This window comes from Streptomyces sp. NPDC002701 (genome assembly GCF_042889045.1).
Classification (GTDB): domain Bacteria; phylum Actinomycetota; class Actinomycetes; order Streptomycetales; family Streptomycetaceae; genus Streptomyces.
Window position 1 is genome coordinate 78432 of the sequence record NZ_JBIAQL010000001.1, and the last position, 26436, is coordinate 104867.

The following is a 26436-nucleotide window of genomic DNA, read 5'->3' on the forward strand; positions in this document are numbered from 1 at the left end:
CGCCCCACCGGGCAGTTCCGCACGGTGCCGCCCGGAGGGGGCTGATCGCGCAGTTCCCCGCGCCCCAAAAACAGCCCGAGCCCCGCCAGGGGGCGCGGGGAACGGCGCGAGCAACCCCCACGGGCGGTCAGCCGACGTGCGGTCGTGCCCCGCCAGGGGCGCGGGGAACGGCGCGAGCAACTCCCACGGGCGGTCAGCCGGCGTGCGGCCTGTTTTTCAGGGGCGCGGGGAACGGCGCGGGCAACCCCCGCGGACGGTCAGTCGGCGTGCGGTCGTGCCCCGTCAGGGGCGCGGGGAGAACAGCCCCGGCCTCGTCTCCGGACGGGTCCTGACGCTGGCGCGCGAACCCGCTTCCGACTGCGAATTGATGACCCGTTTCGAGAGCGGCCTCACGGGCGCCGCGGCCGAGCCGCTCGCCGGACGGCTCGACGCGTCCTTCGGGCGGTTCGCGGGCCTCGCCCCGGCGCTGAGGGCCCGCCCGGAGCAGCAGCCCGTACGGTACGAACCGATGGCCGTCGTGCTGCCCGAGGACCACCCGCTGGCCGCGCTGGACGCCGTACCCCTCGACGCCCTGGCGGGACAGCGGGTGTACGCGGGCGCCGGTAATCCCCGGACGCCGGAGTGGACCGACCTGGTCCGTCAGCTTTTCGAGGGACGCGGGATCGAGGTCGCGGCACCCGCGCCGCTCGCCGTCGGTACCGAGGAGTTCCGAAGGATCATGGCCAAGACACGGACCCCCGTCCTCGCCCTGGTGGACTTTCCGGCCATGCCCGGTTCGACGCTCCGGCCCCTCGTCGACCCCGTTCCGCTGTCACCCGTGTCCTTGGTGTGGCGGAAGGGGTTGACGCATAGAGGAGTTGACGCGTTGCGGGCTGCGGCGGCACGGCTCTCGGCGGACGAGGGATGGCTGGAGCGGCCCTCAGAGGGGTGGATTCCGGCCACAGATGCACTCATCATGATGAGCCGGATCTGACACGCAACCCTCACGCATGGCTCCGTGCGATACATTCGTGGCCCGGGTGCAGTGTGATAAAGGGGGCGCTCGGGCCGGATGGGGGTCCGGTCCGGACGACGACGTGCGAGGATCCGGGTCGCACGCGCCACCCCAGAACGAGTCCCGTGGGGGGATGCACGTGCGCGTGAAAAGTTGGCCAGAAGACGCTCAACCGGGTCGGAACGATTCCGATCAGCCGGATGGGGGCGGGGCCGCCGGGTCGTCCCGCGACGAGACCGGCCAGTCAGTCCGAAATGGCCCTGATCAGCCGTTCCGCAGCGGTTCCGGTGCTGCCGGCGGCTCGGACGCGTCCGACGCCACGGCCGTCCTGGACGAACCCGTCACCTCCGGTACATCCGGTGGTGGCTCCGGTGGCACCTCGGGTTCCTCCGGCGCCGGCGGCCCGTCGGACGGATGGTTCCGCCGGGAGGCCGCCGCGGCCGTACCGCGGCAGAGAGACGACGAACCGACCACCGTCCGGCCGGGCGCCGCACGCTCTGCCGCCGCACGGCCGGGCGGCGCGCGCCAGGACGCCCGGCCCCAGGGCGACGAGCCCACGAGCGCCGGGCGGTCGAACGGCGGTCCGCCGGGCGGCGGGACCCGGAGCGGCGACGACCAGGCCGTCACCAGGCTGGAGACCGGCCGCATAGTCTGGGGCGCCACCGGCGCCACCGACTCCGTACGGCCTGCCGGCCGGGCCGCCTCCGCGGGCACCTCGGACGCCTCCGGACCCTCCGGCTTCGCCGGTCGCACCAGCAACTCGGCGGACCTCTCAGGTGCCGCCGCCGGCACCTCGGCCGGCCCCGCCGGGAATCCGGGCCCCTCCTGGAACCCGGCCGGTTCCGCCGGCAAGGTGGCCGCCTCCTCCGGCTCCGCGTTCGACCCGGACGCCGGACACGACTCCTGGGAGGAGTCCGAGCACCCCGAGCACACCCACGACCCGCACGAGGTCACGGTCCAGCTCGACGGTGTCGGACGGCAGATGGAGGACTGGCTCGTCCAGCAGGCCAAGGGTGCCCCCAGCACCCAGGAGCCCTCGGACCGCCCGGTCTTCGTCGACGAGACGGGCCGCCGCAGCCGCCGCTACCGCAGGATCGGCATGGCGGTCGGACTGGCCTGCGCCGTCTACGCGATGGTCATCCTCGGCACGCTCATGTCGGGCAACTCCAGCGCGCCCTGGCTCCCCGAACTGGGGCAGAAGGACGACGCGCCGGCCGGCCGGGTCGACACCCCGCCCCTGACCGCCGAGTCCGCGGACCCGTCCGGCGAGGCGAGCCCCACGGCGGACACCACCCCGTCCGCCGACACCCCGTCGAGCCGGTCCCCCGGCGCGGAGGTCTCGTCCGACCCGTCGGCGAGCGTCACCGCCCCCGAGCAGAGCGCCGACCCCGAGCCCTCGCCCAGCAGGACCAAGCCGGCCGACCCGAAGCCGACCAAGTCCGACACACCGGACCCGGTCACCTCCTCCCCGGAGGACCCGGAACCGACCGACACCGACCCCTCGCCGGAGCCCTCGGACCCGCCGGGCGCGGGCGACACCGACACCGTCGCGGGGGGCGAGCTCAGCCCTGAGCCGGTCCCCCCGCCGTCGGACCCGACCACCGCTCCCTCGTCCCCGTCGTCCCCGGAGAACGTTCTCTGATGGCACCCCGCACCAACCGCCGTGGCGCAGAGCGGGGCGCCCTCAGGCGCCGCCGCCTGCCCATGCGGTACCTGCTGCCCCTGCTCGTCCTCGTCGCCCTGATGGCGATGCTGATGCTGCGCGGCTTCGTACACAGCGAGATCCTCGCCGACCACCGCGTCCAGTCACCGGCCGCGTCCGACCGCGTGCCCAAGGAGATACTCGAGGGCGGCCCGGTGATCGACACCCGGGACGGCCGCACCGACAGTCTGGACGTCCCGGACCACGAACTGGTCCTGACGTTCGACGACGGCCCGGACCCCGAGTGGACGCCCAAGGTGCTCGACGTCCTCAAGCGGTACGACGCGCACGCCGTCTTCTTCATCACCGGCACCATGGCGTCGCGCCACCCGGACCTCGTCCAGCGCATGGTCGACGAGGGCCACGAGATCGGCCTGCACACCTTCAACCACCCCGACCTGTCGCTGCAGTCCACCAGCCGCATCGACTGGGAGCTGTCGCAGAACCAGCTCGCGCTGGCGGGCGCGGCCGGCATCCGGACCTCGCTGTTCCGGCCGCCGTACTCGTCGTTCGCCCGCGAGATGGACAACAAGTCGTGGCCGGTGACCCAGTACATAGGCAGCCGCGGCTACATCACGGTCGTCAACAACACCGACAGCGAGGACTGGCGCCGGCCCGGCGTCGAGCAGATCATCAGCAACGCCATGCCCAAGGGCGGCAAGGGTGCCGTCGTGCTCATGCACGACTCCGGCGGCGACCGCTCGCAGACCGTGGCCGCGCTCGACCGGTTCGTGTCCGGACTCCAGGACGACGGCTACCGCTTCGACACGCTCACCGCGGCCCTCAAGGCGCCCAGCGCCCACACCGAGGTCTCGGGCCTCGACCTGTGGAAGGGCAAGGCATGGGTCCTCGCGGTCCAGGCATCGGAGAACACCACGTCGGTCCTGGTCGTCGGCCTCGCCGTCATCGGCGGCCTGGTCATCGCCCGCTTCGGGCTGATGCTGCTCCTGTCCGTGCTGCACGCCCGCAAGGTCCGCCGCCGCGGCTTCAGCTGGGGCAGGCCCATCACCGAACCGGTGTCCGTCCTCGTGCCCGCCTACAACGAGGCCAAGTGCATCGAGCAGACGGTCCACTCGCTCGTGGCGAGCGATCACCCCATCGAGGTGATCGTCGTCGACGACGGGTCGAGCGACGGCACCGCGCGCATCGTCGAGAACCTGCACCTGCCGAACGTACGCGTCGTGCGCCAGCTCAACGCCGGCAAGCCCGCGGCCCTCAACAGGGGAGTGGCGAACGCCCGGTACGACCTCATCGTGATGATGGACGGCGACACCGTCTTCGAACCGTCCACCGTGCGCGAACTGGTCCAGCCGTTCGGCGACCCCAGCGTCGGCGCGGTCGCGGGCAACGCGAAGGTCGGCAACCGCGACTCGCTGATCGGCGCCTGGCAGCACATCGAGTACGTGATGGGCTTCAACCTCGACCGCCGTATGTACGACATGCTGAACTGCATGCCGACGATCCCGGGCGCGGTCGGCGCGTTCCGGCGGTCCGCGCTCAAGCGCGTGGGCGGCATGAGCGACGACACGCTCGCCGAGGACACCGACATCACCATGGCGATGCACCGCGACGGCTGGCGGGTCGTGTACGCGGAGAACGCGCGCGCGTGGACCGAGGCCCCCGAGTCCGTCCAGCAGCTGTGGTCCCAGCGCTACCGCTGGTCGTACGGCACGATGCAGGCGATCTGGAAGCACCGCAGGGCGGTCGTCGAACGCGGCCCGTCGGGCCGCTTCGGCCGCGTGGGCCTGCCCCTGGTCTCCCTCTTCATGGTGCTGGCCCCGCTCCTGGCCCCCCTGATCGACGTCTTCCTCCTCTACGGGCTGGTGTTCGGCCCCACCGCGCAGACGATCGTCGCGTGGTTCGGTGTCCTGGTGGTGCAGGCGGTGTGCGCCGCCTACGCGTTCCGGCTGGACAAGGAACGCATGACCCACCTCATCTCCCTCCCGCTCCAGCAGATCCTGTACCGCCAGCTCATGTACGTCGTACTGCTCCAGTCCTGGATCACCGCCCTAACCGGCGGCCGGCTGCGCTGGCAGAAACTCCGCCGCACGGGCGCGGTGGGACTCCCCGGCGCGGCGGGCCCGCCCGCACCGCAGCCGGAGAGGGACCGGAGGCCCGTCGGATGAGCACACCGGCCTCCGGCACTCCGGAAGCGGGTTCAGGCGCAGGTTCGTGGACCGGACAGGACAACGTGATGCACGACTCGTACGGCGGGAACGTCCCCGCGCAGCCCTCGGCACCGGGCGCGGCGCCGCTCGCGGCACCGGGCTTCGGCCTCGGCCCGACGGTGACGACGACGACCGAGGACTTCCCGGCACCGGGGACCGCGGTGCCGGAGGGGACCGCGGCGTCCTCGGCGACCGGGGCTCCGGTCAAGCGCGGCCCCGTCCGTGACCGCTACTTCGACCTGCTCCGCGCGATCGCCCTCTTCCGGGTCGTCCTCTACCACCTCACCGGCTGGGCCTGGCTGCCGCTGGTGTTCCCGTCCATGGGCGTGATGTTCGCGCTGGCCGGCAACCTGATGGCGCGTTCGCTGAAGCGGCCGGCCCCGCAGGTCATCCGCAGCCGTGTCCGCCGGCTGATCCCGCCGATCTGGCTGCTGGGCGCGATCGGTGTCACCGGCATGGTGCTGCAGGGCTGGGGACCGGACGAGGACGGCCACCCGGGCTGGTGGCTGCTCCACCTCACGTTCTGGATCCTGCCCGTCAGCGATCCGCCGTACGCGGAGGGCCTGCCCGGCATCCACGGCTTCATCGGCGACAACTGGGCCGCGGACCTCGCGGGCCCGCTCTGGTACGTCCGCGCGTACCTCTGGTACGTCCTGCTGTCACCCTTCCTGCTGCGGGCCCTGCGCGCGCTGCCGCTGGCGACGATCGCGGCACCGATCGTGCTGTCGGCCGCCTTCCAGCTCGAATACCTCTCCCTCCCCGGGGAGCGGATCCCCTCGGCGCTCACCGACTTCAGCACCTTCGGCGCCTGCTGGATCATCGGCATGGCCCACCAGGAGGGCATCCTGCAGCGCCTCCCGCGCTACGTGATCCCCTCGGTGGCGCCGGGTATCGCCCTGGCCGGCCTCTGGTACGCCACGAACCAGAACTTCTCCGAGGGCCACGACCTGGACAGCATCCCGCTGGCCCAGGCCCTCTGGTCCTGCGGAACCGTGCTGCTCCTGCTGCACTTCAGCCCGTCGTGGTCGCAGTGGCCGCGCCGGCTGCGCCGCTGGGACAAGCCGGTCACACTCCTCAACTCCCGTGCCGTGACGATCTACCTCTGGCACAACACGTGCATCCTCATCGCGGCGACGCAGTGGGACCGCCTGTGGAGCATCGACGTGCTGTCGGAGAACTACTCCTGGCTCCTGGAGAGCCCCTGGCCGGTCCTGGTCCTCACCTGGGTCCTGATCGGGCTCTGCGTCCTCGCCTTCGGCTGGGCGGAGGACCTGGCGGCCAAGCGCCGCCCGCAACTGTGGCCGACGGACGCGAGGAAGCCGGCCCACTCCGGCCCCCGTCCGGGCCCGGGAGCCGGCTCCGGCCCACGCTCGAAGGGGCGGTCGCGAGCCAGGGCGGGGTAGTCCTGCGGGCGCCCGCCGCGAAGTCCGCCGACGTTCCAGTTCTGCCACGAGCTCCGCGCTGCGGCGGTTGGCTCTGGTGCCGTCTCCCGTGCCCTGGGTAGCGTGGCTGCGCTCAGGACGCCCTCGCCCCACCGGGAGACAACTGTGAACCGCCGTCCCAGCCTGCTAGCTGCGATCACGCTGACCGCCGCCGCGGCCTTGTCGCTGTCCGCCTGCGGTGGCGGCGACAGCGCCGATTCGAAGGACAACGACAAGATCGCGGGCGCCGACACGGGCCCGGAGAAGTCGGCTTCACCGACGGCGACGGACGCGGCTGCCGCCGGGCGCCCGAAGATCGAGCTGCCGTCGGACATCATCGACAAGTACGAGGACTGGACGACCGGCGACGACGTGAAGGACGCCGTCCTCGCGGACACCGCGGCGCGCATCGACGCGACGAACGACGCCATCGTCCGAGGTGACACGAGCGCTCCCGGCCTTCCCTTCTACTACCGGGACAAGGCACTGAACGGCGCGGTGGAGTGGGTTCAGGAGTACCGGGACGCCAATCTCTCGTTCACCGGGACCACCCGCTACTACGACCCGAAGGTCACCCTGTCCGGTGCCACTACGGCTGCAGTTGTCTACTGCGCGGACGAGAGCAAGGGATTCAACAAGAACCGCAAGACGGGCAAGGTCGACAGGACTCCTTCGGATGACAGCCCGTACGTGCTCTACAACACGCGTCTGGAGAAGAGCGAGAAGGGCGTGTGGCAGACCACAGTTCTGATTTCGAAGCGGGGGGACAAGACGTGCGCTGGATAAAAGGGAAGGGCAGAGCGTTGGCCCTGAGCGCGGCAGTGGCCGTCTGGGTTTCCGCGCTGCCGGGTACCGCGGTGGCATACGGACCCGGTGACGGTCAGGGCAGTGGCACCACGGGGCCGTCCGGCAACAGCGACGGCAAAGGCACCCTCTCCGCCACGGCGGGTGCCGTCGTCTTCGACCGTTCCAAGAACGGCTCCGGGAAGTCGGCCGGCCCCGTCACCTCCTCCGCGTCGAACTGGACCCCGCCCGCCTGCTATTACGCCCCGAAGTACACCCCGGAGCAGTTGGAGAAGTATCTGAAGCCGATCTGGGAGGCAGGTTCGACGGGGTACGAGTGGGACGCCGAGCAGCGGAAGAAGTTCGAGGGCGGCGGCGAGTACAAGGACTTCAACAAGGCCAAGACCGGCAAGGGCTACTTCTGGGACTCCTACGTCACCGAGGGCCGGGAAGGCGACCCCGGCGCGCTCGACTGCACGAAGGACATCTTCTGGGTGGACACGGGTGACGCTCCGCCGCCCGAGATCGAGAACGCCATCACACCCGAGATGCTGGCCCAGCTCGCGTACGCCGAGATCCGCGTGCCGTCGACCAAGGTCGAACTGGCCCCGGACGGCCCCACGAAGGTGAACCTGCCGACGTGGGCGTGGCTGGACGCGGCGGAGTTCAAGCCGGTCTCGGTGACGGCGTCCGTCCCCCTGCTGCAGATTGAGGCGACGACCACGGCCGAGCCGATCTCGCTGAAGATCGAGCCGGGCACGGCCGACGCGACGACGTATCCCGCGTCCGGTGTGTGCGAGCTGAACGGCGACCGGATCGGTGAGGCGTACGCGAAGGGCAAGTCCGACGAGACCCCGCCGTGCGGCGTGAAGTACCTGCGTTCGTCGGGCGACGACTCGTACCAGTTGCAGGCCACGATCACCTGGAAGATCAGTTGGACCGGCACCGGCGTGAACGCCGAACAGCCGCTGCCGGACGGTGAGTTCGGGGGCGACCAGGCAGTGATCGTCCAGGAGATCCAGTCCATCAACCGCTGACCGGTCCGGCGGGAAGTACAGCGCTCAGGGGATCCGCCTCGTGTGAACGGCGGATCCCTGGGCGCTGGCCACGTGTGATGGACCGGCTCCGCCCCGCCGGGACGGCCGCGCACATGCAACTTTCGAGTGAAAGCGGACGTGCGTCGAGGGCGGGCTGCACGTGGTCCCCGGAGCGCAGGGCCGTCAATTCCTGTCCAAGCCGGGCATCGTGACCGGTCCGGTCACGATGCGAAACAACTAACGTCGCCCCTCTGCAACCGTGCAGGCAGAGGGGGAGCCGAGACGCGTGGCGGAGCGACTGGCGGTCGACGGTGATGAGCTCGGGCGCTTCATGAAGAGCCTGAACAATTCGGCGGATTCACTCAAGGGCGTCCGCCGGGCGTTGTCGGAGGCGACCGTCTCGGGACTCGGGACCGACGATCTCGACACCGCGTGCGAGGAGTTCCAGACGGAGTGGAAGTACGGCTCCGAGGAGATCGGCAAGCAGACCGAGGACCTCGCCGAGATCATCGGCAAGAGCCGGGACAGTTACCGCGAGGTCGACAAGGCGCTCGAAGAGGCTTTGAGGAAGGCCGGCGGCAGCGGTCCGGGTGGGGGCGGGAAGTGAGTGTGACCCCCGGTCTCGAACCGTCGGCTCTGCCAGAGTCCAGATCCGCCGAGGACGCGCCCTTGCCGCAGGGTCTGAAGTCCTCGCCGCGGATGGCCAACCCGGATTATCCGCACCTGGGTTTTCATCCCGTGCCGGGCAGTACGGAGACGGTGAGCGGGCTGCACAGGAAGCTCACCGGGTGCGCGAAGGCGCTTGAGGACACGCGTGAGCTGGTCGGCAGGCTGATGGAGGGGAGTTACTGGAAGGGCGATGCGGCGGTCGCCTTCCGGGAGCAGATCGACGGCGGCCCACTGCCGCTCAATCTGAGGAACGCCGCGCGTTCCCTCCGCAAGGCCGCCAAGCAGTTGAGCCTGTGGGAGGGCGAGCTCGACGAGTTCCAGCGGCGGGCGAAGCGGTTGGAGGGGGAGGCGAAGGACGCGCGTGACGTCGTTGCCGCCGCCAGGGGCAGGGCGACGACGGCGGGCGACGACCCGGCCCTGGCGAAGAAGGGCACGGCCCATGACGACGCCAAGAAGGCGTTGACGCGCGCCAACACGGCCGTGGACGAGGCGGAAGCCGACCTCAAGAAGATCCTGAGCAGAGCGCGAAGCCTCGCAGAGGAACACGAACGACAGGCGCAGTACCGGGCAGGCAAGATCCGAGACGCGACAAGAAAGCTGGCCCCACACGAGCCGGGCCAACTGGACAAGGCCCTGAACTGGCTCGGCGAGAACCTCCCGGACATTCTCAGTGGAGTGGCTGCGGTGGTCGGACTGGTGGCTTTGCTCGTCCTGTCGGGTGGGACGGCTGCTGGGGTGCTACTACTCGTCGCGGCCACTTTGAGTGCTACGGCATTGGCCACGCGTTTGCTTGGAGACCCAGCGATGCGCGCCTCACTTCGAGATGGATTGACCAAAGGTGAGTTCGACACCGACTTCTGGAGCAATCTCGTGACGGCCGGTGGCGATGTCCTTGGCGTGCTTCCAGGCATCGGAGCCGCGGGCAAAGGTGCTGCGGCTGCTGTACGAGTCACTGGTCAGGCGGGAGGATTCGCCGCTTACGGCCAACGAGCCGGTACTTTCGGTGCCGTAAGTATGGAGTATGCGAGATCCATCTCAACCCTGGACAACTCTCTCCTGCAATTCACCGTCCGGGGCGCACGGGCCGAGCAGACCATCCGGTCGGTAGAGCTGACTTCTGCGTCAGTCGGAGTGGCCACTGCGGGATTCGGTCTGGTCATGAAGGCCGTGGATGCCGACGACGATGGGATCAAGGACGGCTCCGTGGCCGGAATCGACGGCGCGAGGCTCGGCATTGACGGTGGCGCGCTTCTCAACATCGCCCGACATGTTTTCTGAGCCCCAGGCATAGAGAGAGCTCTTTCATGCATCCCACCGACTACTCGACAGCTTGGAATCATCCGCCGACCCGAAGGGCTTGTCATCAGCACATGATTATGATCGTCGTGCGGTTGATCGGGTGGATTGCTGTCTGGTTCGCATCCCTCTCTCTCATCGTGACGACGCCCTCCTGGGTTGCTTGGATCTTTCTTCTCGTCCTCGTATACGCGACCTTCCGTGCTGCTCTTCAACTCGCTTTTTTCAGCCCGTCCCTGTACATCACACGTGTCCTCCAGCAGTACCCCTGGCAGTTCCTCACAGACGTCCCCCGTGGGCGAAACAAGCATCCGCAGGTCCAAGAAGACGAGATGTGGTTCGAGTTCCCCAACCCTGAGAAGCCAGAGGAACAAGTCCCTCTCCTCTTCCTGGCGAACATGCGTACCTTCTGGTGGATGAGGCGATTCGGTACCACCCGCACCAAGCCGGAGCTGAAAGCCCAGATCGAACCTCTCTGGTTCGCCGGTGACCCCCGCTTCATCGCTGTCGTCGCCGCTACCGGCCGGGGAGGCGAGGCCCCGAAGCGGCTGCACCTCCTCTACCAGCGGACAGCCACCGGTCGCCGCGGAATCCCCCCGACCGACTGGAACGCCAGCCCCGCCGCCCTCGAACGTGCCCGCCGTGCCGGCGCTCACGTGCCCGACTCGTCGCCTCAGTGACAGCGCCGACGCCGAGGCTCGCGTACCGGACAGGAGCTCATGACTGCCACGCCCCACCTCGCCGTGGACGATTCCGCCAAGGACCCCCACGCCGACATCTGGTTCGCCGAACCCGCGGCCTACACCCCGCTTCCTCTCGACCTGCTGCTCGCCGCGCCGGGCTCCCCGGCCGCCGAAGAGCTGCGTGTCGCCTTCGCCCCGTTCCTCGAAGCGGCACCCGATGACGTGACCCGTCAGCGGTTCGTCGCTCAAGTAGCTGAAGGGCAGCGTCTGCTGGCCACGCTGCGCGAAGTCGGTACGGTGCACTGCTCCGTCGGTCTGCACCGGGACGACATCGGTGACCTGGACGGCAACGGCAACGGGCAGCCTCTGCTGTCCTTCTTCACTCTCTCCTGGCGTGACACGGCCGTGGCGTCACGCGCCGCCACAGCAGCCCGCGCGGTGGCTTCTGCCGAAGGCCACACGGGCATCGAGTACCACGAACTGTCCTGCGGCCCCGCCACCCTCAGCGAGACCGTGCGTATGCCGTCAGCCGGCAGTGGGCTTCCCGCGCAGGCGCTCCTTCAGGTCCATGCCCACCTGCCGCACCCGGACTGCAAGCGTCTGGTCGTTCTCACGTTGAGTACGACAGCCGTTGTCCATCGCGGGTACTACCGCGCGATTCTCCGGCAGATCGCCGAGTCGGTCAGCTTCGACAACCCGTTTATCGGGTGACCGACGTCCTCGGCGACGAAGCTTTCAGGCTGCGTATCAGGTCGTGCAGGCGTGGGCGGGTTGTCATGAGGACGGTTTCGGGGTCGTCGCTCTCGCGAAGGTGGACCTGGCCCGTAGGGGTGGCCGCCACATGGACGCAATTGGCTGCCTCGGCGCTGTACGACGACTTCTGCCAGGTGAGATCGGGCATGAGGGCTCCTCAGAGATCCTGTGCGATGCGCTGGATGAGGTCTCGAGACTTCGGCTCGGGCAGGGCCCGTGATTCCATGCGGTCCAGAACCGAGCGATAGCGCTCCAACTGCGCGTCCGCGTCCAGGAACTCGCAGCCATGGTCGGTGTCCAGGACGACAGTGTCGAGTCCTGGGGTCGGTCCCACGGCACAGGTGATGGGCTGGCCGGACGCCGGGAACCCCGCTTGCCCGAACGGGATCACCAAGATGGTGATTGTGGGCTGCTCGCTCATCTCCAGCAGGTAATCGAGTTGTGCGCGGCTTATCTCGGGGCCGCCGAATCCCATACGCAGTGCTGCCTCGTGCACGATAGCCGTGTATGGGGTCCTGATTCCCTCGAAGAGAACGGCCTGGCGCTTCACGCGGTGGGAGACGCGGTGCTCGATCTCGTACGGCCGCAGTGGTGGAACAGCTTCCCGCATCGTGGCGCGGGCATGTTCAGTGGTCTGCAGCAGGCCGGGCATGTGGATCGTGACGGCCACGCGGAGCGCATGGGCATGATGCTCCAGCTCGGCCAGATCCAGTAGGCCGGAGGGGAGTACATCGCTGTACTCCTCCCACCATCCGCGTGTCCGCCGACCGGTCATGGCGGCGAGAGCGTCGACGAGTCGTTCGTCCGCGCAGTCGTACGCGCGTGCCAGGGCGTGGACTCGGTCGGCGCTGAGGGAGCTGCGGCCGGTCTCGATCATGCTGACGCGGCCCTGGTTGACGCCGAGCAGTGCGGCGGCGCCAGTGACGGTCAGACCGGCCCGCTCGCGGAGTTTGCGCAGTTCGGCGCCCATACGCCGCTGGCGAAGAGTTGGAGTGCTGGTGGGCGGCAAGACGCCTCCTTCCGGCCGCGTCGCGGCGCTCGGGTACCCCACACGAGGGAATAGGAGATGATTTTGGGCGAACTGGGAGATGTATCTCCCGAGCTGCACTAGCTTGAGACAGTACCGCCAACTGCCCCGCCCCCAAGCCGGAAGCGCACCCCGCCAGGCACTGCCACCGCACGGCGCCGGCGTTGAGCGAGCCCGAATCTCTTCATCCCCCTCTTCTTCCCCCACCCTTCCTCCTGGAGGCACGCATGGTCACCGTAGCCCTGCCCGACACCTGGACGTACGCCCTTCGGCTGCCCCATGACCCCCGTGCCGCACGTGTCGCACGTATGACCGTGCGAGCCGCGTTGACCGGGCACGGAATGGCCGAAACCCTCGACGACGTCGAGCTGTTGACGTCCGAGTTGGTCACCAACGCGTACCGGCACACGAAGGGGCCCGCCTCGCTGCGGCTGACCGCGTTGGGAGACGGGCGGTTGCGTGTGGGGGTGTGGGACAGCAGCCCGCACGTCCCGGCGCCCTTCGACGAGCCTCCCGGGGCCGGCGCCGGCGTCCGGCCCGCTCCGCCGGACGCCGAAGGAGGGCGAGGGCTGTTGCTGCTGCGGCAGTGCGCGAACTCCTGGGGCGGCTGGTCCCTCGGCGACGGCCTGCCCGGACGCGGCGGCGCCGGGAAGCTGCTGTGGTTCGAGGTCCGGGGCCAGGGCTAGAGCCAGGGCCGCGGCCCCTGAACTCAGCCCCGGCCCTGGATCCACGGCCGCGGTCAGGCCAAGTGAAAAGTCTCCCCCCGCCGAAAACCCTCACCGCACCCCCCACCCCCACGTGAGAGCAACGTTCCAACGTGGTCACCCACAGCCACAGGGTGGAAACGCGTCGTCCCTACCTTCGAGAACAGCACCCGGAGAGATCGCGGAGAGATCACGGAAAGATCGTGGAGGCGTGAGATGACAGCCCCGAGCAGCAGCATCGCACCGCGCAAGGGAGGCCGCTGGATCGAGCAGTGGGACCCGGAGGACGAGGTGTTCTGGAAGGAGACGGGGGAGAAGATCGCCCGGCGCAATCTGCTCTTCTCCGTGCTCTCCGAGCACATCGGGTTCTCGATCTGGACCCTCTGGTCGGTCATGGTGCTCTTCATGGGGCCCGAGTACGGTCTGACCCCCGCCGACAAGTTCTTCATCATCTCGATGGCCACGCTGGTCGGCGCCATCGTCCGCGTGCCGTACACCTTCGCGGTCGCCCGGTTCGGCGGCCGGAACTGGACCATCATCGCCGCGAGCATGCTCCTCGTCCCGACGATCGCCGCCTTCGCGGTGATGGAGCCGGGCACGTCCTTCGGGACCTTCCTCGTGTGCGCCATGCTCGCCGGGGTGGGCGGAGGGAACTTCGCCTCCTCCATGACCAACATCAACTCCTTCTTCCCCCTGCGGAAGAAAGGGTGGGCGCTCGGGCTGAACGCCGGCGGCGGCAACATCGGCGTCCCCGTCGTGCAGCTCGTCGGGCTCGCCGTCATCGGGGCGAGCGGCGGACCGCGCCTGCTGCTCGGGATCTACATCCCGCTCATCGTCGTCGCAGCGGTCCTCGGCGCCCTCTACATGGACAACATCACGTCCGTGAAGAACGACACCGGCGCCGCCCGCGAGGCCGTCAAGGACCCGCACACCTGGATCATGTCCCTCCTCTACATCGGGACGTTCGGGTCGTTCATCGGGTACAGCTTCGCGTTCGGGCTCGTGCTGCAGACACAGTTCGGGCGTACGCCGCTGGAGTCGGCGTACGTCACCTTCATCGGACCGCTGCTCGGCTCGCTGATCCGGCCCGTGGGCGGCTGGCTCGCGGACAAGTACGGCGGCGCCCGCATCACCCTGTGGAACTTCGTCGGCATGGGCGCCGCGACCGCCGTCATCGTGGTCGCCTCCATGGAGAAGTCACTGGCCCTGTTCACCACCGCGTTCATCGTGCTCTTCGTGCTGACCGGGCTCGGCAACGGCTCCACGTACAAGATGATCCCCGGCATCTTCCAGGCCAAGGCCACGGCCCTCGGGCTGACGGGGGAGGAGGCCGCGTCGTACGGGCGGCGGCTGTCGGGGGCCTCGATGGGGCTCATCGGTGCCGTGGGCGCGGTCGGCGGGCTCGGGATCAACCTGGCGTTCCGGCAGTCGTTCCTGACGGTCGGGTCCGGCACCGGAGCCTTCCTCGCCTTCCTCGCCTTCTACGGCGTCTGCTTCGCGGTCACCTGGGCCGTATACCTTCGCCGCCCGGCGACCGCCGCGTCGCCCGCCGCCGTCGCATCGGACGCATCGGAGGCGAAGCCGCAGCTCAGCTATGCCGAGGTGTGACGTAACACGGGCGACATCAAGCGGAACCGAGCCTGTCACGCATGATTGACAGGCTCGGTCGTCCGTCGTGAGGCGGGCACGGGGCGTACAGAGGACGCCCCCGAAGGCCCGGAGACCTGGGACGGGTAGCCGGGTACTCCGAACAGCAGGACGCCCCAACCCAGAGGGTGACGCGGACGAACACCACTCGAGCGGGACGAGAGCCATCCATGTACGAGCAACCGCAACAGCAACCCGACCGATCGCAGCAGCACCCCGACCTACCGGAGCAGCACCCCGACGGACCGGTACAGCCATCGGACCAGCCGGTGCGGCAACCAGACCACCAGCCGGTGCGGCAGGAGGACCGGCAGGATCACGGGCCGCTGGCCGGGTTCACGGTCGGAGTGACCGCCGCCCGGCGCGCCGACGAACTCGGCGCGCTGCTCCAGCGCCGCGGCGCCGCCGTCCTGCACGCCCCCGCCCTGCGCATCGTGCCCCTCGCCGACGACAGCGAACTGCTCGCGGCGACCAAGCAGCTCCTCGACCAGGCCCCGGACATCGTGGTCGCCACCACCGCGATCGGATTCCGCGGCTGGGTCGAGGCCGCCGACGGATGGGGACTGGGGGAGCAACTGCTCGACGTGCTGCGCCGGGTCGAACTGCTCGCCCGTGGACCCAAGGTCAAAGGTGCCGTACGTGCCCAGGGGCTGACCGAGGAATGGTCCCCGTCCTCCGAATCCATGGCCGAGGTGCTCGACCGGCTGCTGGACGAAGGGGTCGAGGGGCGCCGGATCGCGGTCCAGTTGCACGGCGAGCCGCTGCCCGGCTTCGTCGAGTCGCTGCGGGCCGCGGGCGCGGAGGTCGTCGGCGTTCCCGTCTACCGGTGGATGCCTCCCGAGGACATCGGGCCCATGGACCGGCTGCTCGACGCCACGGTCACCCGCGGAGTGGACGCGCTGACGTTCACCAGCGCCCCGGCCGCCGCCTCGCTGCTGGGCCGCGCCGAGGACCGCGGGCTGCTGCCCGAACTCCTCGCCGCCCTCACCCACGACGTGCTGCCCGCCTGCGTCGGCCCGGTCACCGCGCTGCCTCTGCAGGCCAGGGGCATCGACACGGTCCAGCCGGAACGATTCCGGCTCGGCCCCCTCGTACAGGTGCTGTGCAAGGAACTGCCGTCCCGGGCGCGGACGTTGCCGGTCGCCGGGCACCGGGTGGAGATCCGGGGCCACGCGGTGCTGGTGGACGACGCGCTGCGGCCCGTACCGCCCGCCGGTATGTCGCTGCTGCGCGCCCTGTCCCGGCGGCCCGGCTGGGTGGTCGCCCGGGCCGAGCTGCTGCGGGCCCTGCCCGGCACGGGCAAGGACGAGCACGCCGTGGAGACCGCGATGGCCCGGCTGCGTACGGCGCTGGGCACACCCAAGCTCATCCAGACCGTCGTCAAGCGCGGCTACCGGCTGGCCCTCGACCCGGCCGCCGACACCAAGTACGCCGACGCCTGATCCTGATCCTGCCGCTGCCGCTGCCGCTGCCCCTGAGCCCGGCCGTGCCAGCCCGGCCGAGCCCGCCCTGTCGCGCCCCAGGCCGGCCGCGCCCCAAGTCCCGGCGCCCGCGTGGCCGGCGCGCGCCGACCACGCGCGCCCGACCCGCGCCGGCGGGTACGCGGTGGCGTGGGGCTTCCCGCCGCGCGCGGGGGAGGGCACTGTAGGGGGTACGGGCCCGGCGCGGCCCCCGCACGGACTCCCACCTCGCTCCACGCACCCTCACGCACCCGCACCCTCATCTCGCTCCACGCACCCTCACCGACCCCTCCTGGCGGCAACCCCAAGGCGGTGACAGGCACATGGCACTGGGCACGGCCACGGCCCCGTACGAGCTGCGGTTCGACTCCGGGCGGATCTGTCTCGACCTCCTCGCGACCACGCACCCGGAGGAACGGCTCGACTCGGCCGAGCCGTTGCGGGCCTGGATCACCGGGTCCGGACTCGTCCCGGCGGGCACGCCGCTCGCGTCGGCCGACTCCTCCTGGATCGCGGGCTTCCGCGAACTCCGGGGCCATGTCGGCCACTTGGTGCGCGGGGAGCCGGCCCGGGACGCGCGGCCCTTCGCCCTCGCGCTGGACCGGGTCAACGAACTCGCCCGCACCGCACCGCCCGTCCCCGCCGCGGTGTGGGACCCGGGCGGGTCCCTCGTGCGCGCGCTGTGCTCCCCGCCCACCTGCGCGGAGCTCCTCGCGGCGGTCGCCCGCGACACCGTGGAACTCCTCACGGACCCGGTGGCCCGGGCGGGAATCCGCCAGTGTGAGGGAGACAACTGCCCGATCGTGTACCTGGATACGTCCAGAGGGCGTCGTCGCAGGTGGTGCTCCAGTGAGGTGTGCGGAAACCGCGAACGGGTGGCCAGACACCGGCGCAGAGCAGCCCTCGCACGGGCTTAGGATCCTCGATGGATCCCCCGTGAACGACTTGTGGAGCACATGAGGAGACAGAATCCTCAGCTCTCCCACAAAGAATTCCATTCACTTTGAACAGCGCAACGCCCGCGCCCGTATCCGGAGATGAGCGACCGACTGGGGGATCCCCCGGACACCGGAGGTAGGCGTGCGCAAGGATTCCGCCGTGGCCGATGAACGATCGCCGAGGGCCCGACATCGCATGTCCCAGCCCTCGGAACCCGACGAGGAGCTGATGCGTGCGCTGTACCGGGAACACGCGGGGCCCCTGCTCGCCTATGTGCTGCGGCTGGTCGCCGGGGACCGGCAGCGGGCGGAGGACGTCGTACAGGAGACGCTCATCCGTGCCTGGAAGAACGCCGGTCAGCTCAACCGAGCGACCGGTTCGGTACGCCCCTGGCTGGTGACGGTCGCCCGGCGCATCGTCATCGACGGGCACCGCAGCCGGCAGGCCCGGCCGCAGGAGGTGGACCCGTCGCCGCTGGAGGTCATTCCCGCGGAGGACGAGATCGACAAGGCGTTGTGGCTGATGACACTCTCTGACGCGCTCGACGACCTGACCCCCGCCCACCGGGAGGTACTGGTCGAGACGTACTTCAAGGGGCGTACCGTAAACGAGGCCGCCGAGACGCTGGGGATACCCAGCGGCACGGTGCGCTCACGGGTGTTCTATGCCCTGCGTTCGATGAAGCTCGCACTGGAGGAGCGGGGGGTGACGGCATGAGCACATACGGGGGATACGGAACGGGTAGTCCTGGTTCCATGCAAAGTTCGCAAGGGCAGGGCGATCTGCACGAGACGGTGGGTGCCTATGCGCTGGGCATCCTCGACGACGCCGAAGCAACCGCTTTCGAAGAGCACCTCGCGACCTGCGAGTGGTGCGCGCAGCAGCTCGACGAGCTCGCGGGCATGGAGCCGATGCTCGCCGCCCTCGCGGATCTGCCGGGTACCCGCGGCACACCCGCCATCGGCGAGACGCTGGCCGTCCGGCCGAGCCCACGGCTCGCGGACCGGCTGGTCGACGAGGTGGCCGAGCGCCGCGCCAAGAAGCGCCGGCGCGGCTTCTACCTGGTCGCGGCCGCCGCCGCGCTGATCATCGGCGGCCCGGTCACCGCGATCGCCGTCACCGGGGGTGAAACGACTCAGCAGGCCGGGAAGCCGCTGCAGTCCGTCAGCCCCGCCAAGCAGGTGTTCACCGACATGAAGGACAAGGTCCGGGCCACGGACCCGAGCACGCAGGTCAGCGCCGCGGTCGGCATGGAGAGCAAGCCCTACGGCACCGGGCTGGCCCTGGAGCTGAAGAACGTCAAGGGCCCGCAGAAGTGCTCCCTCATCGCCGTGGGCAAGAACGGCGAGCGGGAGACGGCGACGACCTGGACCGTCCCGAAGTGGGGCTACGGCATCAAGGACGCCGCCACCGAGCTGGCCAGGAACCCGCTCTACCTCCAGGGCGCCGTCGCGATGAACAGCGCCGACATCGACCACTTCGAGGTCGTCACCTTCGACGGCAAGAAGCTCACCGAGGTCGACGTGTAGGTGGATCACGAGCGGAAACGTAGCCCGCCGGGCTTCCCTTCGCGTACGGTTGACGGCTGCCATGCACGTCAGAAGGGGGCCCGGTGGCCGCTCAGGTTCAGCAGGAAATGGCGCTCGATCCGGTAGGCGACTCCGTGCGCGACCGCGAGCTCGGCGTCGAACAGGAACACCTGGACCGGGTGTACCAGCGTCTCGAGGAGAAGATCAACGAGGCGGAGTTCCTGATGAACGACGCCGCCCAGCGCGGCCAGGTCGGTACACCGGGAGCACTCGCGGAGCGTGACGCGCAGGTGTTCCGGGCGGGGATCCACCTCAACCGGCTGAACAACGAGTTCGAGGACTTCCTCTTCGGACGGATCGACCTCCTCCTCGGCAAGGACGGCAAGAAGGGCCCGGACGGCGCGTACACGGCGGTCGAACCCGCCGAGGGCGCCGTCCGCCCCGACAACACCGCCGACATCGCGGAGACCCTCCACATCGGCCGGATCGGCGTCCTCGACGCGGAGTACGCGCCGCTGGTCATCGACTGGCGGGCCCCGGCGGCCGCGCCGTTCTACCGCTCCACACCGGTCGACCCCGGCCGGGTCGTACGCCGCCGGGTCATCCGCTCCAAGGGCCGCAAGGTCCTCGGGGTCGAGGACGACCTGATGCGCCCGGAGCTGAAGGCCACCCTCGCCGGGAACGAACTGGCGGTGATCGGCGACGGCGCCCTGATGGCCGCGCTCGGCCAGGCCCGCAGCCACACCATGCGGGACATCGTCGCGTCCATCCAGGCCGAGCAGGACCAGGTCATCCGGGCGCCCGCCGCGTCCGTGACCTACGTCGAGGGCGGCCCCGGCACCGGCAAGACCGCCGTCGCCCTGCACCGGGCCGCCTACCTGCTCTACCAGGACCGCAGGAGGTACGCGGGCGGCATCCTGATCGTCTCGCCCACACCGCTGCTGGTCGCGTACACCGAAGGCGTCCTGCCGTCCCTCGGCGAGGAGGGCCAGGTCGCCATCCGCGCGGTCGGCTCCCTGGTCGACGGCGCGGAGGCCACGCAGTACGACGCACCGGCGGTGGCCCGGGCCAAGGGGTCCCACCGGATGCTGAAGGTGCTGCGGAAGGCGGCCCGCGGGGCCCTGGAGACGTCGGGCGCCCCCGGCCGGCGGCCCGGCTCCGGGCGGACCGCCCCCGCCGCGTCCGGCGGCCCCGAACAGCTCGCGTTCGGCGACGAGGGCGCGGGCGAGAACGAGGACGAGGACCAGCAGGGCGGCGGATCCGGTACGCGGGTCCCGGCCGCCACGCCCACCCGCCTCCGTGTCGTCGCCTTCGGGCGCCGGCTGGAGCTGGAGGCGCCCGAACTGGACCGCATCCGGCAGAGCGCGCTCTCCGGCACCGCCCCCGTGAACCTGCTGCGCCCGCGGGCCCGCAAACTGCTGCTCGACGCCCTCTGGTCGCGCTCCGGCGCCGGCAGCCGGCACACCGACCCCGAGCTGGCCGCCGAACTGCGCTCGTCGTTCGACGAGGACGTCAGCTCCGAGGACACCTTCATCGCGTTCCTCGACGCCTGGTGGCCCGAGCTGACCCCGCGTGCCGTACTGGCCGCCATGTCCGACGAACGGCGGCTCGGGCGCTGGGCGCGGCGGATCCTCAACCCCGGCGAGGTACGGCGGGTGGCCCGCTCCCTCAAGCGGGACGGGCTCTCCGTGCACGACGTGGCCATGCTCGACGAACTGGAGGCGATCGTCGGCACCCCGGTCCGCCCCCGCAGGAAGCGCGACCTCGACCCGCTCGACCAGCTGACGGGCCTGGAGGAGCTCATGCCCCAGCGCGAGGAGACACAGCGCGAGCGGGCCGAACGGCTGGCCCAGGAGCGTACGGAGTACGCGCACGTCATCGTCGACGAGGCGCAGGACCTCACGCCCATGCAGTGGCGCATGATCGGCCGCCGCGGCCGGCACGCCACCTGGACCGTGGTCGGCGATCCCGCCCAGTCGTCCTGGTCGGACCCGGACGAGGCCGCCGAGGCCCGTGACGAGGCCCTCGGCAGCCGCCCGCGCCGCCGCTTCACGCTCACCGTGAACTACCGCAACCCGGCCGAGATCGCCGAGCTCGCCGCCAAGGTCCTGGCGCTCGCCATGCCCGGCTCCGAGTCCCCCTCCGCGGTGCGCTCCACGGGCGTACGGCCGCGCTTCGTGACCGCGGTGAACGGCCAGGAGGCCCGGCAGAGCGCCGTCGCCCGGGACTCCCTGGCCAAGACCGTGCGGGAGGAGGCCGCCCGGCTGCTCGACCAGGTCGACGGCACGGTCGGCGTCGTCGTCGCCATGAACCGCCGGGCCGAGGCCGCACGGTGGCTCGCCGGACTCGGGGAGCGCGTGGTGGCCCTCGGCAGCCTGGAGGCCAAGGGCCTGGAGTACGACGCCACGGTGGTCGTCTCGCCCGCGGAGATCGCCGACGAGTCGCCGGCCGGGCTGCGCGTGCTGTACGTGGCGCTGACCCGGGCGACGCAGCAGCTCACCATCGTCTCGGTGGCCCGTGACGAGCCGGACGCGGACGGCGTACCGGATCTCCTGCGGGACTGAGTCTCCTGCGGGACCGAGCGCGTGACGGTCCCGGTGGACCCGCCCCCGGTGAACCGACGGGGCCGTCCTCGTGAAGCTTCCCGGTGAACTCACGGTGCGGGAATTGCCTTACGGGGATCGTTTGTTACCGTTGACAGTGACACCGGCCCGATCCAAGCCCCCGGGCCCAACCTTCGTCGCTACGAGCGACCACTTGCCGCGAGGCGAGCATGGCGGGTCGGTGTCACTGAACGTCCGCGGCACGTGCCGCTGTACGAAAGAGGTCCACGTCACCCGGTGACGTGGACCTCTTTCGTGGTCCCGTTTCGTGGTCCCGCCGTCGGCCCGTCGTCGTCCTGTCATGAACAAAAGGTTCGCAACCCGGGGCGGCTACCACGTACTCCGCGGTAGGTGCGACGATCGGACGGCAAACCCGCGAAGCAGCAGTACTCGCAGCACTCGCAGTACTTCGGTGAAAGCAGAGGAAGTCGGCCATGGCAACGGCGCCCAGCGTCTCCTACTCGATCACGGTCCGGTTGGAGGTGCCCGCGAGCGGAACCGCGGTCTCCCAGATCACCAACGCCGTGGAGTCCAGCGGGGGCTCGGTGACCGGCCTCGACGTGACGGCCTCGGGCCACGAGAAGCTCCGTATCGACGTCACCATCGCGGCGTCGTCCACCGCGCACTCGGAAGAGATCGTCGAGCGGCTGCGCGGCATCGAGGACGTCACGCTCGGCAAGGTCTCCGACCGTACGTTCCTGATGCACCTCGGCGGCAAGATCGAGATGGCGTCCAAGCACCCCATCCGCAACCGTGACGACCTCTCGATGATCTACACGCCCGGGGTGGCCCGGGTGTGCATGGCGATCGCCGAGAACCCCGAGGACGCCCGCCGCCTCACCATCAAGCGCAACTCCGTGGCGGTCGTCACGGACGGCTCGGCCGTGCTCGGCCTCGGCAACATCGGCCCCAAGGCCGCCCTGCCGGTGATGGAGGGCAAGGCCGCCCTCTTCAAGCGCTTCGCGGGCATCGACGCCTGGCCGCTGTGCCTGGACACGCAGGACACCGACGCGATCGTGGAGATCGTCAAGGCGATCGCCCCCGGCTTCGCCGGCATCAACCTCGAGGACATCTCGGCCCCGCGCTGCTTCGAGATCGAGGCCCGGCTGCGCGAGGCCCTCGACATCCCCGTCTTCCACGACGACCAGCACGGCACCGCCATCGTCGTGCTCGCGGCCCTCAAGAACGCGCTGCGCGTGACCGGCAGGGCGATCGGGGACATCCGCGTCGTCATGTCGGGCGCGGGAGCGGCCGGTACGGCGATCCTGAAGCTGCTGCTCGCCGCCGGTGTCAAGCACGCCGTCGTGGCGGACATCCACGGCGTGGTGCACGCGGGCCGCGAGGACCTGGTGGAGGCCGCCGCCGACTCGCCGCTGCGGTGGATCGCCGACAACACCAACCCCGAGGGCGTCACGGGGACGCTCAAGCAGGCCGTGCGCGGCGCGGACGTCTTCATCGGCGTCTCGGCCCCGAACGTGCTGGACGGCGACGACGTGGCCGCCATGGCCGACGACGCGATCGTCTTCGCGCTCGCGAACCCCGACCCTGAGGTCGACCCGGCGATCGCCCGGCAGACCGCCGCCGTGGTGGCCACCGGCCGCTCGGACTTCCCGAACCAGATCAACAACGTGCTGGTCTTCCCGGGCGTCTTCCGTGGACTCCTGGACGCCCAGTCCCGCACGGTCAACACGGAGATGATGCTTGCGGCCGCAACGGCGCTGGCGGATGTGGTGACCGAGGACGAACTCAACCCGAACTACATCATTCCCAGCGTCTTCAACGACAAGGTCGCGGGGGCGGTGGCGGGGGCGGTTCGCAACGCGGCGAAGGCGGCCGGCGTCACGGTCTGACGGCCGTGCCACCCTTCCGGGGCTGCCGCCCCGGGCCCCGCGGCGGGCTGGTGGTCGTCCGGTGCGGGTCCGGGGGGGGGCTTGTCGCGCAGTTCCCCGCGCCCCTAAGAGCGGGGCTGCGCCCCGGCTTCCGGATTCCTGTGGTGGAAACAGGTAGGAATAGGGGGCGTGGGGTGGGGAAAGCGGCCTAATGGGTGGCAACTGTGATGGTTGCCACCCGGTGTCTGTCCCGGCGCGTCGCCGGACACGCGGCCTCGGCCCGCCTCTAGGGTGGCGCCCATGGCTGAATCCCCGCGGACCCACCAGGGCCTCACCGGCCCTGCGGTCCGCTGCCGGGAGTGGACGGAGCGTCACCATTTCGAGGCCGTGGCGCTTTTCGTGTGACTCCCAGGGGTGCCGGATTGGCTTTCCCGCCGCAGGTGGGGGCAGGATGCGTCTTCGGGCGCGAGGGTCCGGCCACGGACCCGGGTCCGGGGACCGCCGAGGACCCTGGCAGCATCGGCTTGACGTGCCCGAGATGCGGCTCCGCCGCGTGGCACGCCTCAACGGCAAGAAGAACACGGGAGTAACGACATGAACCGCAGTGAGCTGGTGGCCGCCCTGGCCGACCGTGCCGAGGTGACCCGCAAGGACGCCGACGCCGTTCTGGCCGCCTTCGCCGAGACCGTCGGCGAGATCGTCGCCAAGGGCGACGAGAAGGTCACCATCCCCGGCTTCCTGACCTTCGAGCGCACCCACCGTGCCGCTCGCACCGCGCGCAACCCGCAGACCGGCGACCCGATCCAGATCCCGGCCGGCTACAGCGTGAAGGTCTCCGCGGGCAGCAAGCTCAAGGAAGCCGCCAAGGGCAAGTAGCCTTCCGGTAGGTCCCGCGGGGACGTACGAGGCTGAGCAACGCCAATGGGGCGGTCACCCGAGTCGGGTGACCGCCCCATCGCGTACGTACCGCGAGCGAGCCGTGGGCCGTGAGCCGTCGGTCGCGGACCGTCAGCCGAGCGCCTTGCCCGGCAGTTCGACCTTCGCGCCCAGTTCGACCAGCTTCTCCATGAAGTTCTCGTAGCCGCGGTTGATCAGGTCGATGCCGTGGACGCGGGACGTGCCCTGGGCCGCCAGCGCCGCGATGAGGTACGAGAAACCGCCGCGCAGGTCGGGGATGACCAGGTCGGCGCCCTGGAGCTTCGTGGGGCCGGACACGACCGCGGAGTGCAGGAAGTTGCGCTGGCCGAAACGGCAGCGGGAGCCGCCCAGGCACTCGCGGTAGAGCTGGATGTGCGCGCCCATCTGGTTCAGCGCCGACGTGAAGCCGAGCCGGGACTCGTACACCGTCTCGTGGACGATGGACAGGCCCGTGGCCTGCGTGAGGGCGACGACCAGGGGCTGCTGCCAGTCCGTCTGGAAGCCCGGGTGGACGTCCGTCTCCAGCGCGATCGACTTGAGCTGGCTGCCGGGGTGCCAGAAGCGGATGCCCTCGTCGTCGATCTCGAAGGCACCGCCCACCTTCCGGTAGGTGTTCAGGAACGTCATCATCGAGCGCTGCTGGGCGCCGCGGACGTAGATGTTGCCCTCGGTCGCCAGCGCCGCGGACGCCCACGAGGCGGCCTCCAGACGGTCCGGCAGAGCCGCGTGGGTGTAGCCGCCGAGCTTGTCGACGCCCGTGACGCGGATGGTGCGGTCGGTGTCCATCGCGATGATCGCGCCCATTTTCTGCAGGACGCAGATCAGGTCCTCGATCTCCGGCTCGACCGCCGCGTTCGAGAGCTCCGTGACGCCCTCCGCGAGGACGGCGGTCAGCAGCACCTGCTCGGTCGCGCCGACCGACGGGTACGGCAGCTGGATCTTCGTGCCGCGCAGCCGCTGCGGAGCCTCCAGGTACTGCCCGTCCGCGCGCTTCTCGATCGTCGCGCCGAACTGCCGCAGCACCTCGAAGTGGAAGTCGATCGGCCGGCCGCCGATGTCGCAGCCGCCCAGACCCGGGATGAACGCGTGCCCGAGGCGGTGCAGCAGCGGACCGCACAGGAGGATCGGGATACGCGACGAACCCGCGTGCGCGTCGATGTCCGCGACGTTGGCGCTCTCCACGTGCGACGGGTCCATGATGAGCTCGCCCGGCTCCTCGCCCGGCCGGACCGTCACCCCGTGCAGCTGCAGCAGGCCGCGCACGACCCGCACGTCACGGATGTCCGGGACGTTGCGCAGCCGGCTCGGAGCACTGCCGAGCAGCGCGGCGACCATGGCCTTCGGTACGAGGTTCTTCGCACCGCGGACACGGATCTCGCCCTCGAGCGGGGTTCCGCCGTGGACAAGGAGTACGTCGTCTGAGCCGTTGACGGTCATGTATCTCGCGTTCCGGTTGGTGGGACAGGGGCGAAGAAGCAAGCGTAATGGCCGCCCACCCCCCTTGAGTAAGCCCGAGGGGTCCTCAGGGACGTCATAGCTTTGCCACAACACGAACCGTGCCTAATCGGGCACGCCGGGTCACCGGTGGCGGCCGTGCGCTCCACCTGCTCCCGTGAGCCCTGAGCTGCATTCACCCCGGTACGGGTATTGGCTCCCCCCGCGCGGGGAAGATGCGAGATCATGTCTGGCATGACCGAGGTGTCCTCGCTCACAGGGCGGCTGCTCGTGGCCACACCCGCCCTGGCGGACCCCAACTTCGACCGCGCGGTGGTGCTGCTCCTCGACCACGACGAGGAGGGCTCGCTGGGCGTCGTCCTCAACCGCCCCACGCCGGTGGACGTGGGCGACATCCTCGCGGGCTGGGCGGACCTCGCGGTGGAGCCCGGGGTGGTGTTCCAGGGCGGACCGGTCTCGCTGGACTCGGCGCTGGGGGTCGCGGTGATCCCGGGCGGCGCCTCCGGGGAGCGCGCGCCGCTCGGCTGGCGCCGGGTGCACGGCGCGATAGGGCTCGTGGACCTGGAGGCGCCGCCGGAGCTGCTGGCCTCGGCGCTCGGCTCGCTCAGGATCTTCGCGGGGTACGCCGGCTGGGGCCCCGGTCAACTCGAGGACGAACTCGTCGAGGGCGCCTGGTACGTCGTCGAGTCCGAGCCCGGTGACGTGTCCTCGCCCGCTCCGGAACGGCTGTGGCGCGAGGTGCTGCGCCGTCAGCGCAACGAGCTGGCGATGGTGGCCACGTACCCGGACGACCCTTCGCTCAACTGATGCCCCCCACCT

Annotated in this window: 22 protein-coding genes and 1 pseudogene; 20 read left to right on the forward strand and 3 right to left on the reverse strand. The window is 70.2% G+C overall.

The window, feature by feature from the left end:
• Positions 1 to 298 precede the first annotated feature (298 nt).
• From ACFYXC_RS00285 to ACFYXC_RS00330, 10 genes and pseudogenes are all read left to right on the forward strand, one after another.
• Positions 299 to 973, forward strand: a pseudogene (locus tag ACFYXC_RS00285) (LysR substrate-binding domain-containing protein); the annotation flags it as partial.
• Positions 974 to 1139: 166 nt separating this feature from the next.
• Positions 1140 to 2636, forward strand: a complete 1497-nt coding sequence (locus ACFYXC_RS00290; RefSeq protein WP_389545087.1) for a hypothetical protein — start codon at positions 1140 to 1142, stop codon at positions 2634 to 2636.
• On the forward strand, positions 2636 to 4822 hold the full coding sequence (locus ACFYXC_RS00295) for a glycosyltransferase (protein ID WP_389545090.1): 2187 nt from the start codon (positions 2636 to 2638) through the stop codon (positions 4820 to 4822). The genes ACFYXC_RS00290 and ACFYXC_RS00295 overlap by 1 nt, the downstream gene beginning before the upstream one ends.
• Before the next feature lie 68 nt (positions 4823 to 4890).
• Complete coding sequence (locus ACFYXC_RS00300) at positions 4891 to 6267, forward strand: acyltransferase (RefSeq protein ID WP_389545093.1); 1377 nt, start codon at positions 4891 to 4893, stop codon at positions 6265 to 6267.
• Positions 6268 to 6411: 144 nt separating this feature from the next.
• A complete protein-coding gene (locus ACFYXC_RS00305; RefSeq protein WP_389545095.1) occupies positions 6412 to 7071 on the forward strand; it encodes a hypothetical protein in 660 nt (219 codons plus the stop codon).
• Positions 7068 to 8105 (forward strand): hypothetical protein, encoded by a 1038-nt coding sequence (locus tag ACFYXC_RS00310; protein WP_389546688.1) that lies wholly within the window; start codon positions 7068 to 7070, stop codon positions 8103 to 8105. The genes ACFYXC_RS00305 and ACFYXC_RS00310 overlap by 4 nt, the downstream gene beginning before the upstream one ends.
• Before the next feature lie 286 nt (positions 8106 to 8391).
• Positions 8392 to 8712, forward strand: coding sequence for a hypothetical protein (locus ACFYXC_RS00315; RefSeq protein WP_389545098.1), 321 nt, complete (start codon positions 8392 to 8394; stop codon positions 8710 to 8712).
• A 62-nt stretch (positions 8713 to 8774) separates the two neighbouring features.
• Positions 8775 to 10052 (forward strand): hypothetical protein, encoded by a 1278-nt coding sequence (locus tag ACFYXC_RS00320; protein WP_389545101.1) that lies wholly within the window; start codon positions 8775 to 8777, stop codon positions 10050 to 10052.
• A 92-nt stretch (positions 10053 to 10144) separates the two neighbouring features.
• Entirely contained in the window at positions 10145 to 10750 is a 606-nt protein-coding gene (locus ACFYXC_RS00325; RefSeq protein ID WP_389545104.1) for a hypothetical protein, read from the forward strand.
• A 39-nt stretch (positions 10751 to 10789) separates the two neighbouring features.
• Complete coding sequence (locus ACFYXC_RS00330; protein WP_389545107.1) at positions 10790 to 11464, forward strand: hypothetical protein; 675 nt, start codon at positions 10790 to 10792, stop codon at positions 11462 to 11464.
• Here ACFYXC_RS00330 and ACFYXC_RS00335 read toward each other — a convergent pair.
• Together ACFYXC_RS00335 and ACFYXC_RS00340 are read right to left on the reverse strand one after the other, a co-directional pair.
• On the reverse strand, positions 11454 to 11654 hold the full coding sequence (locus ACFYXC_RS00335; protein ID WP_388922071.1) for a DUF397 domain-containing protein: 201 nt from the start codon (positions 11652 to 11654) through the stop codon (positions 11454 to 11456). The genes ACFYXC_RS00330 and ACFYXC_RS00335 overlap by 11 nt on opposite strands.
• A gap of 9 nt (positions 11655 to 11663) precedes the next feature.
• A complete protein-coding gene (locus ACFYXC_RS00340) occupies positions 11664 to 12515 on the reverse strand; it encodes a helix-turn-helix domain-containing protein (RefSeq protein WP_389545110.1) in 852 nt (283 codons plus the stop codon).
• A 245-nt stretch (positions 12516 to 12760) separates the two neighbouring features.
• On the opposite strand from ACFYXC_RS00340, the gene ACFYXC_RS00345 reads away from it, so the two are divergent.
• The 9 genes from ACFYXC_RS00345 (at position 12761) to ACFYXC_RS00385 (ending at position 24120) form a co-directional block, all read left to right on the forward strand.
• On the forward strand, positions 12761 to 13219 hold the full coding sequence (locus ACFYXC_RS00345) for an ATP-binding protein (protein ID WP_389545113.1): 459 nt from the start codon (positions 12761 to 12763) through the stop codon (positions 13217 to 13219).
• Positions 13220 to 13453: 234 nt separating this feature from the next.
• Positions 13454 to 14845: a nitrate/nitrite transporter gene (locus ACFYXC_RS00350; RefSeq protein WP_389545117.1), complete on the forward strand. Its 1392-nt coding sequence runs from the start codon at positions 13454 to 13456 to the stop codon at positions 14843 to 14845.
• Positions 14846 to 15153: 308 nt separating this feature from the next.
• Positions 15154 to 16326, forward strand: coding sequence for a uroporphyrinogen-III synthase (locus ACFYXC_RS00355; protein WP_389545120.1), 1173 nt, complete (start codon positions 15154 to 15156; stop codon positions 16324 to 16326).
• A 341-nt stretch (positions 16327 to 16667) separates the two neighbouring features.
• Positions 16668 to 17261 carry a CGNR zinc finger domain-containing protein gene (locus tag ACFYXC_RS00360; protein ID WP_389545123.1) on the forward strand — a complete coding sequence of 198 codons (594 nt, stop codon included), beginning with the start codon at positions 16668 to 16670 and terminating at the stop codon, positions 17259 to 17261.
• Between the two features lie 217 nt (positions 17262 to 17478).
• The gene (locus tag ACFYXC_RS00365) at positions 17479 to 18000 is read left to right on the forward strand and encodes a sigma-70 family RNA polymerase sigma factor (protein ID WP_010039908.1); all 522 of its coding nucleotides are present in this window, start codon (positions 17479 to 17481) and stop codon (positions 17998 to 18000) included.
• Positions 18001 to 18038: 38 nt separating this feature from the next.
• Positions 18039 to 18812 (forward strand): zf-HC2 domain-containing protein, encoded by a 774-nt coding sequence (locus ACFYXC_RS00370; protein WP_388922052.1) that lies wholly within the window; start codon positions 18039 to 18041, stop codon positions 18810 to 18812.
• 83 nt (positions 18813 to 18895) lie between these two features.
• Positions 18896 to 21376 carry a HelD family protein gene (locus ACFYXC_RS00375; protein ID WP_389545125.1) on the forward strand — a complete coding sequence of 827 codons (2481 nt, stop codon included), beginning with the start codon at positions 18896 to 18898 and terminating at the stop codon, positions 21374 to 21376.
• 473 nt (positions 21377 to 21849) lie between these two features.
• Positions 21850 to 23265 (forward strand): NAD-dependent malic enzyme, encoded by a 1416-nt coding sequence (locus tag ACFYXC_RS00380; protein WP_388922046.1) that lies wholly within the window; start codon positions 21850 to 21852, stop codon positions 23263 to 23265.
• Between the two features lie 573 nt (positions 23266 to 23838).
• Positions 23839 to 24120, forward strand: a complete 282-nt coding sequence (locus ACFYXC_RS00385; RefSeq protein WP_007382399.1) for an HU family DNA-binding protein — start codon at positions 23839 to 23841, stop codon at positions 24118 to 24120.
• 132 nt (positions 24121 to 24252) lie between these two features.
• Here the strand turns inward: ACFYXC_RS00385 and murA are convergent, their stop codons facing one another.
• Positions 24253 to 25599 (reverse strand): UDP-N-acetylglucosamine 1-carboxyvinyltransferase, encoded by a 1347-nt coding sequence (gene murA / locus ACFYXC_RS00390; RefSeq protein ID WP_388922043.1) that lies wholly within the window; start codon positions 25597 to 25599, stop codon positions 24253 to 24255.
• Between the two features lie 252 nt (positions 25600 to 25851).
• On the opposite strand from murA, the gene ACFYXC_RS00395 reads away from it, so the two are divergent.
• On the forward strand, positions 25852 to 26424 hold the full coding sequence (locus ACFYXC_RS00395; RefSeq protein ID WP_388922249.1) for a YqgE/AlgH family protein: 573 nt from the start codon (positions 25852 to 25854) through the stop codon (positions 26422 to 26424).
• The last annotated feature ends 12 nt before the right edge of the window (positions 26425 to 26436 follow it).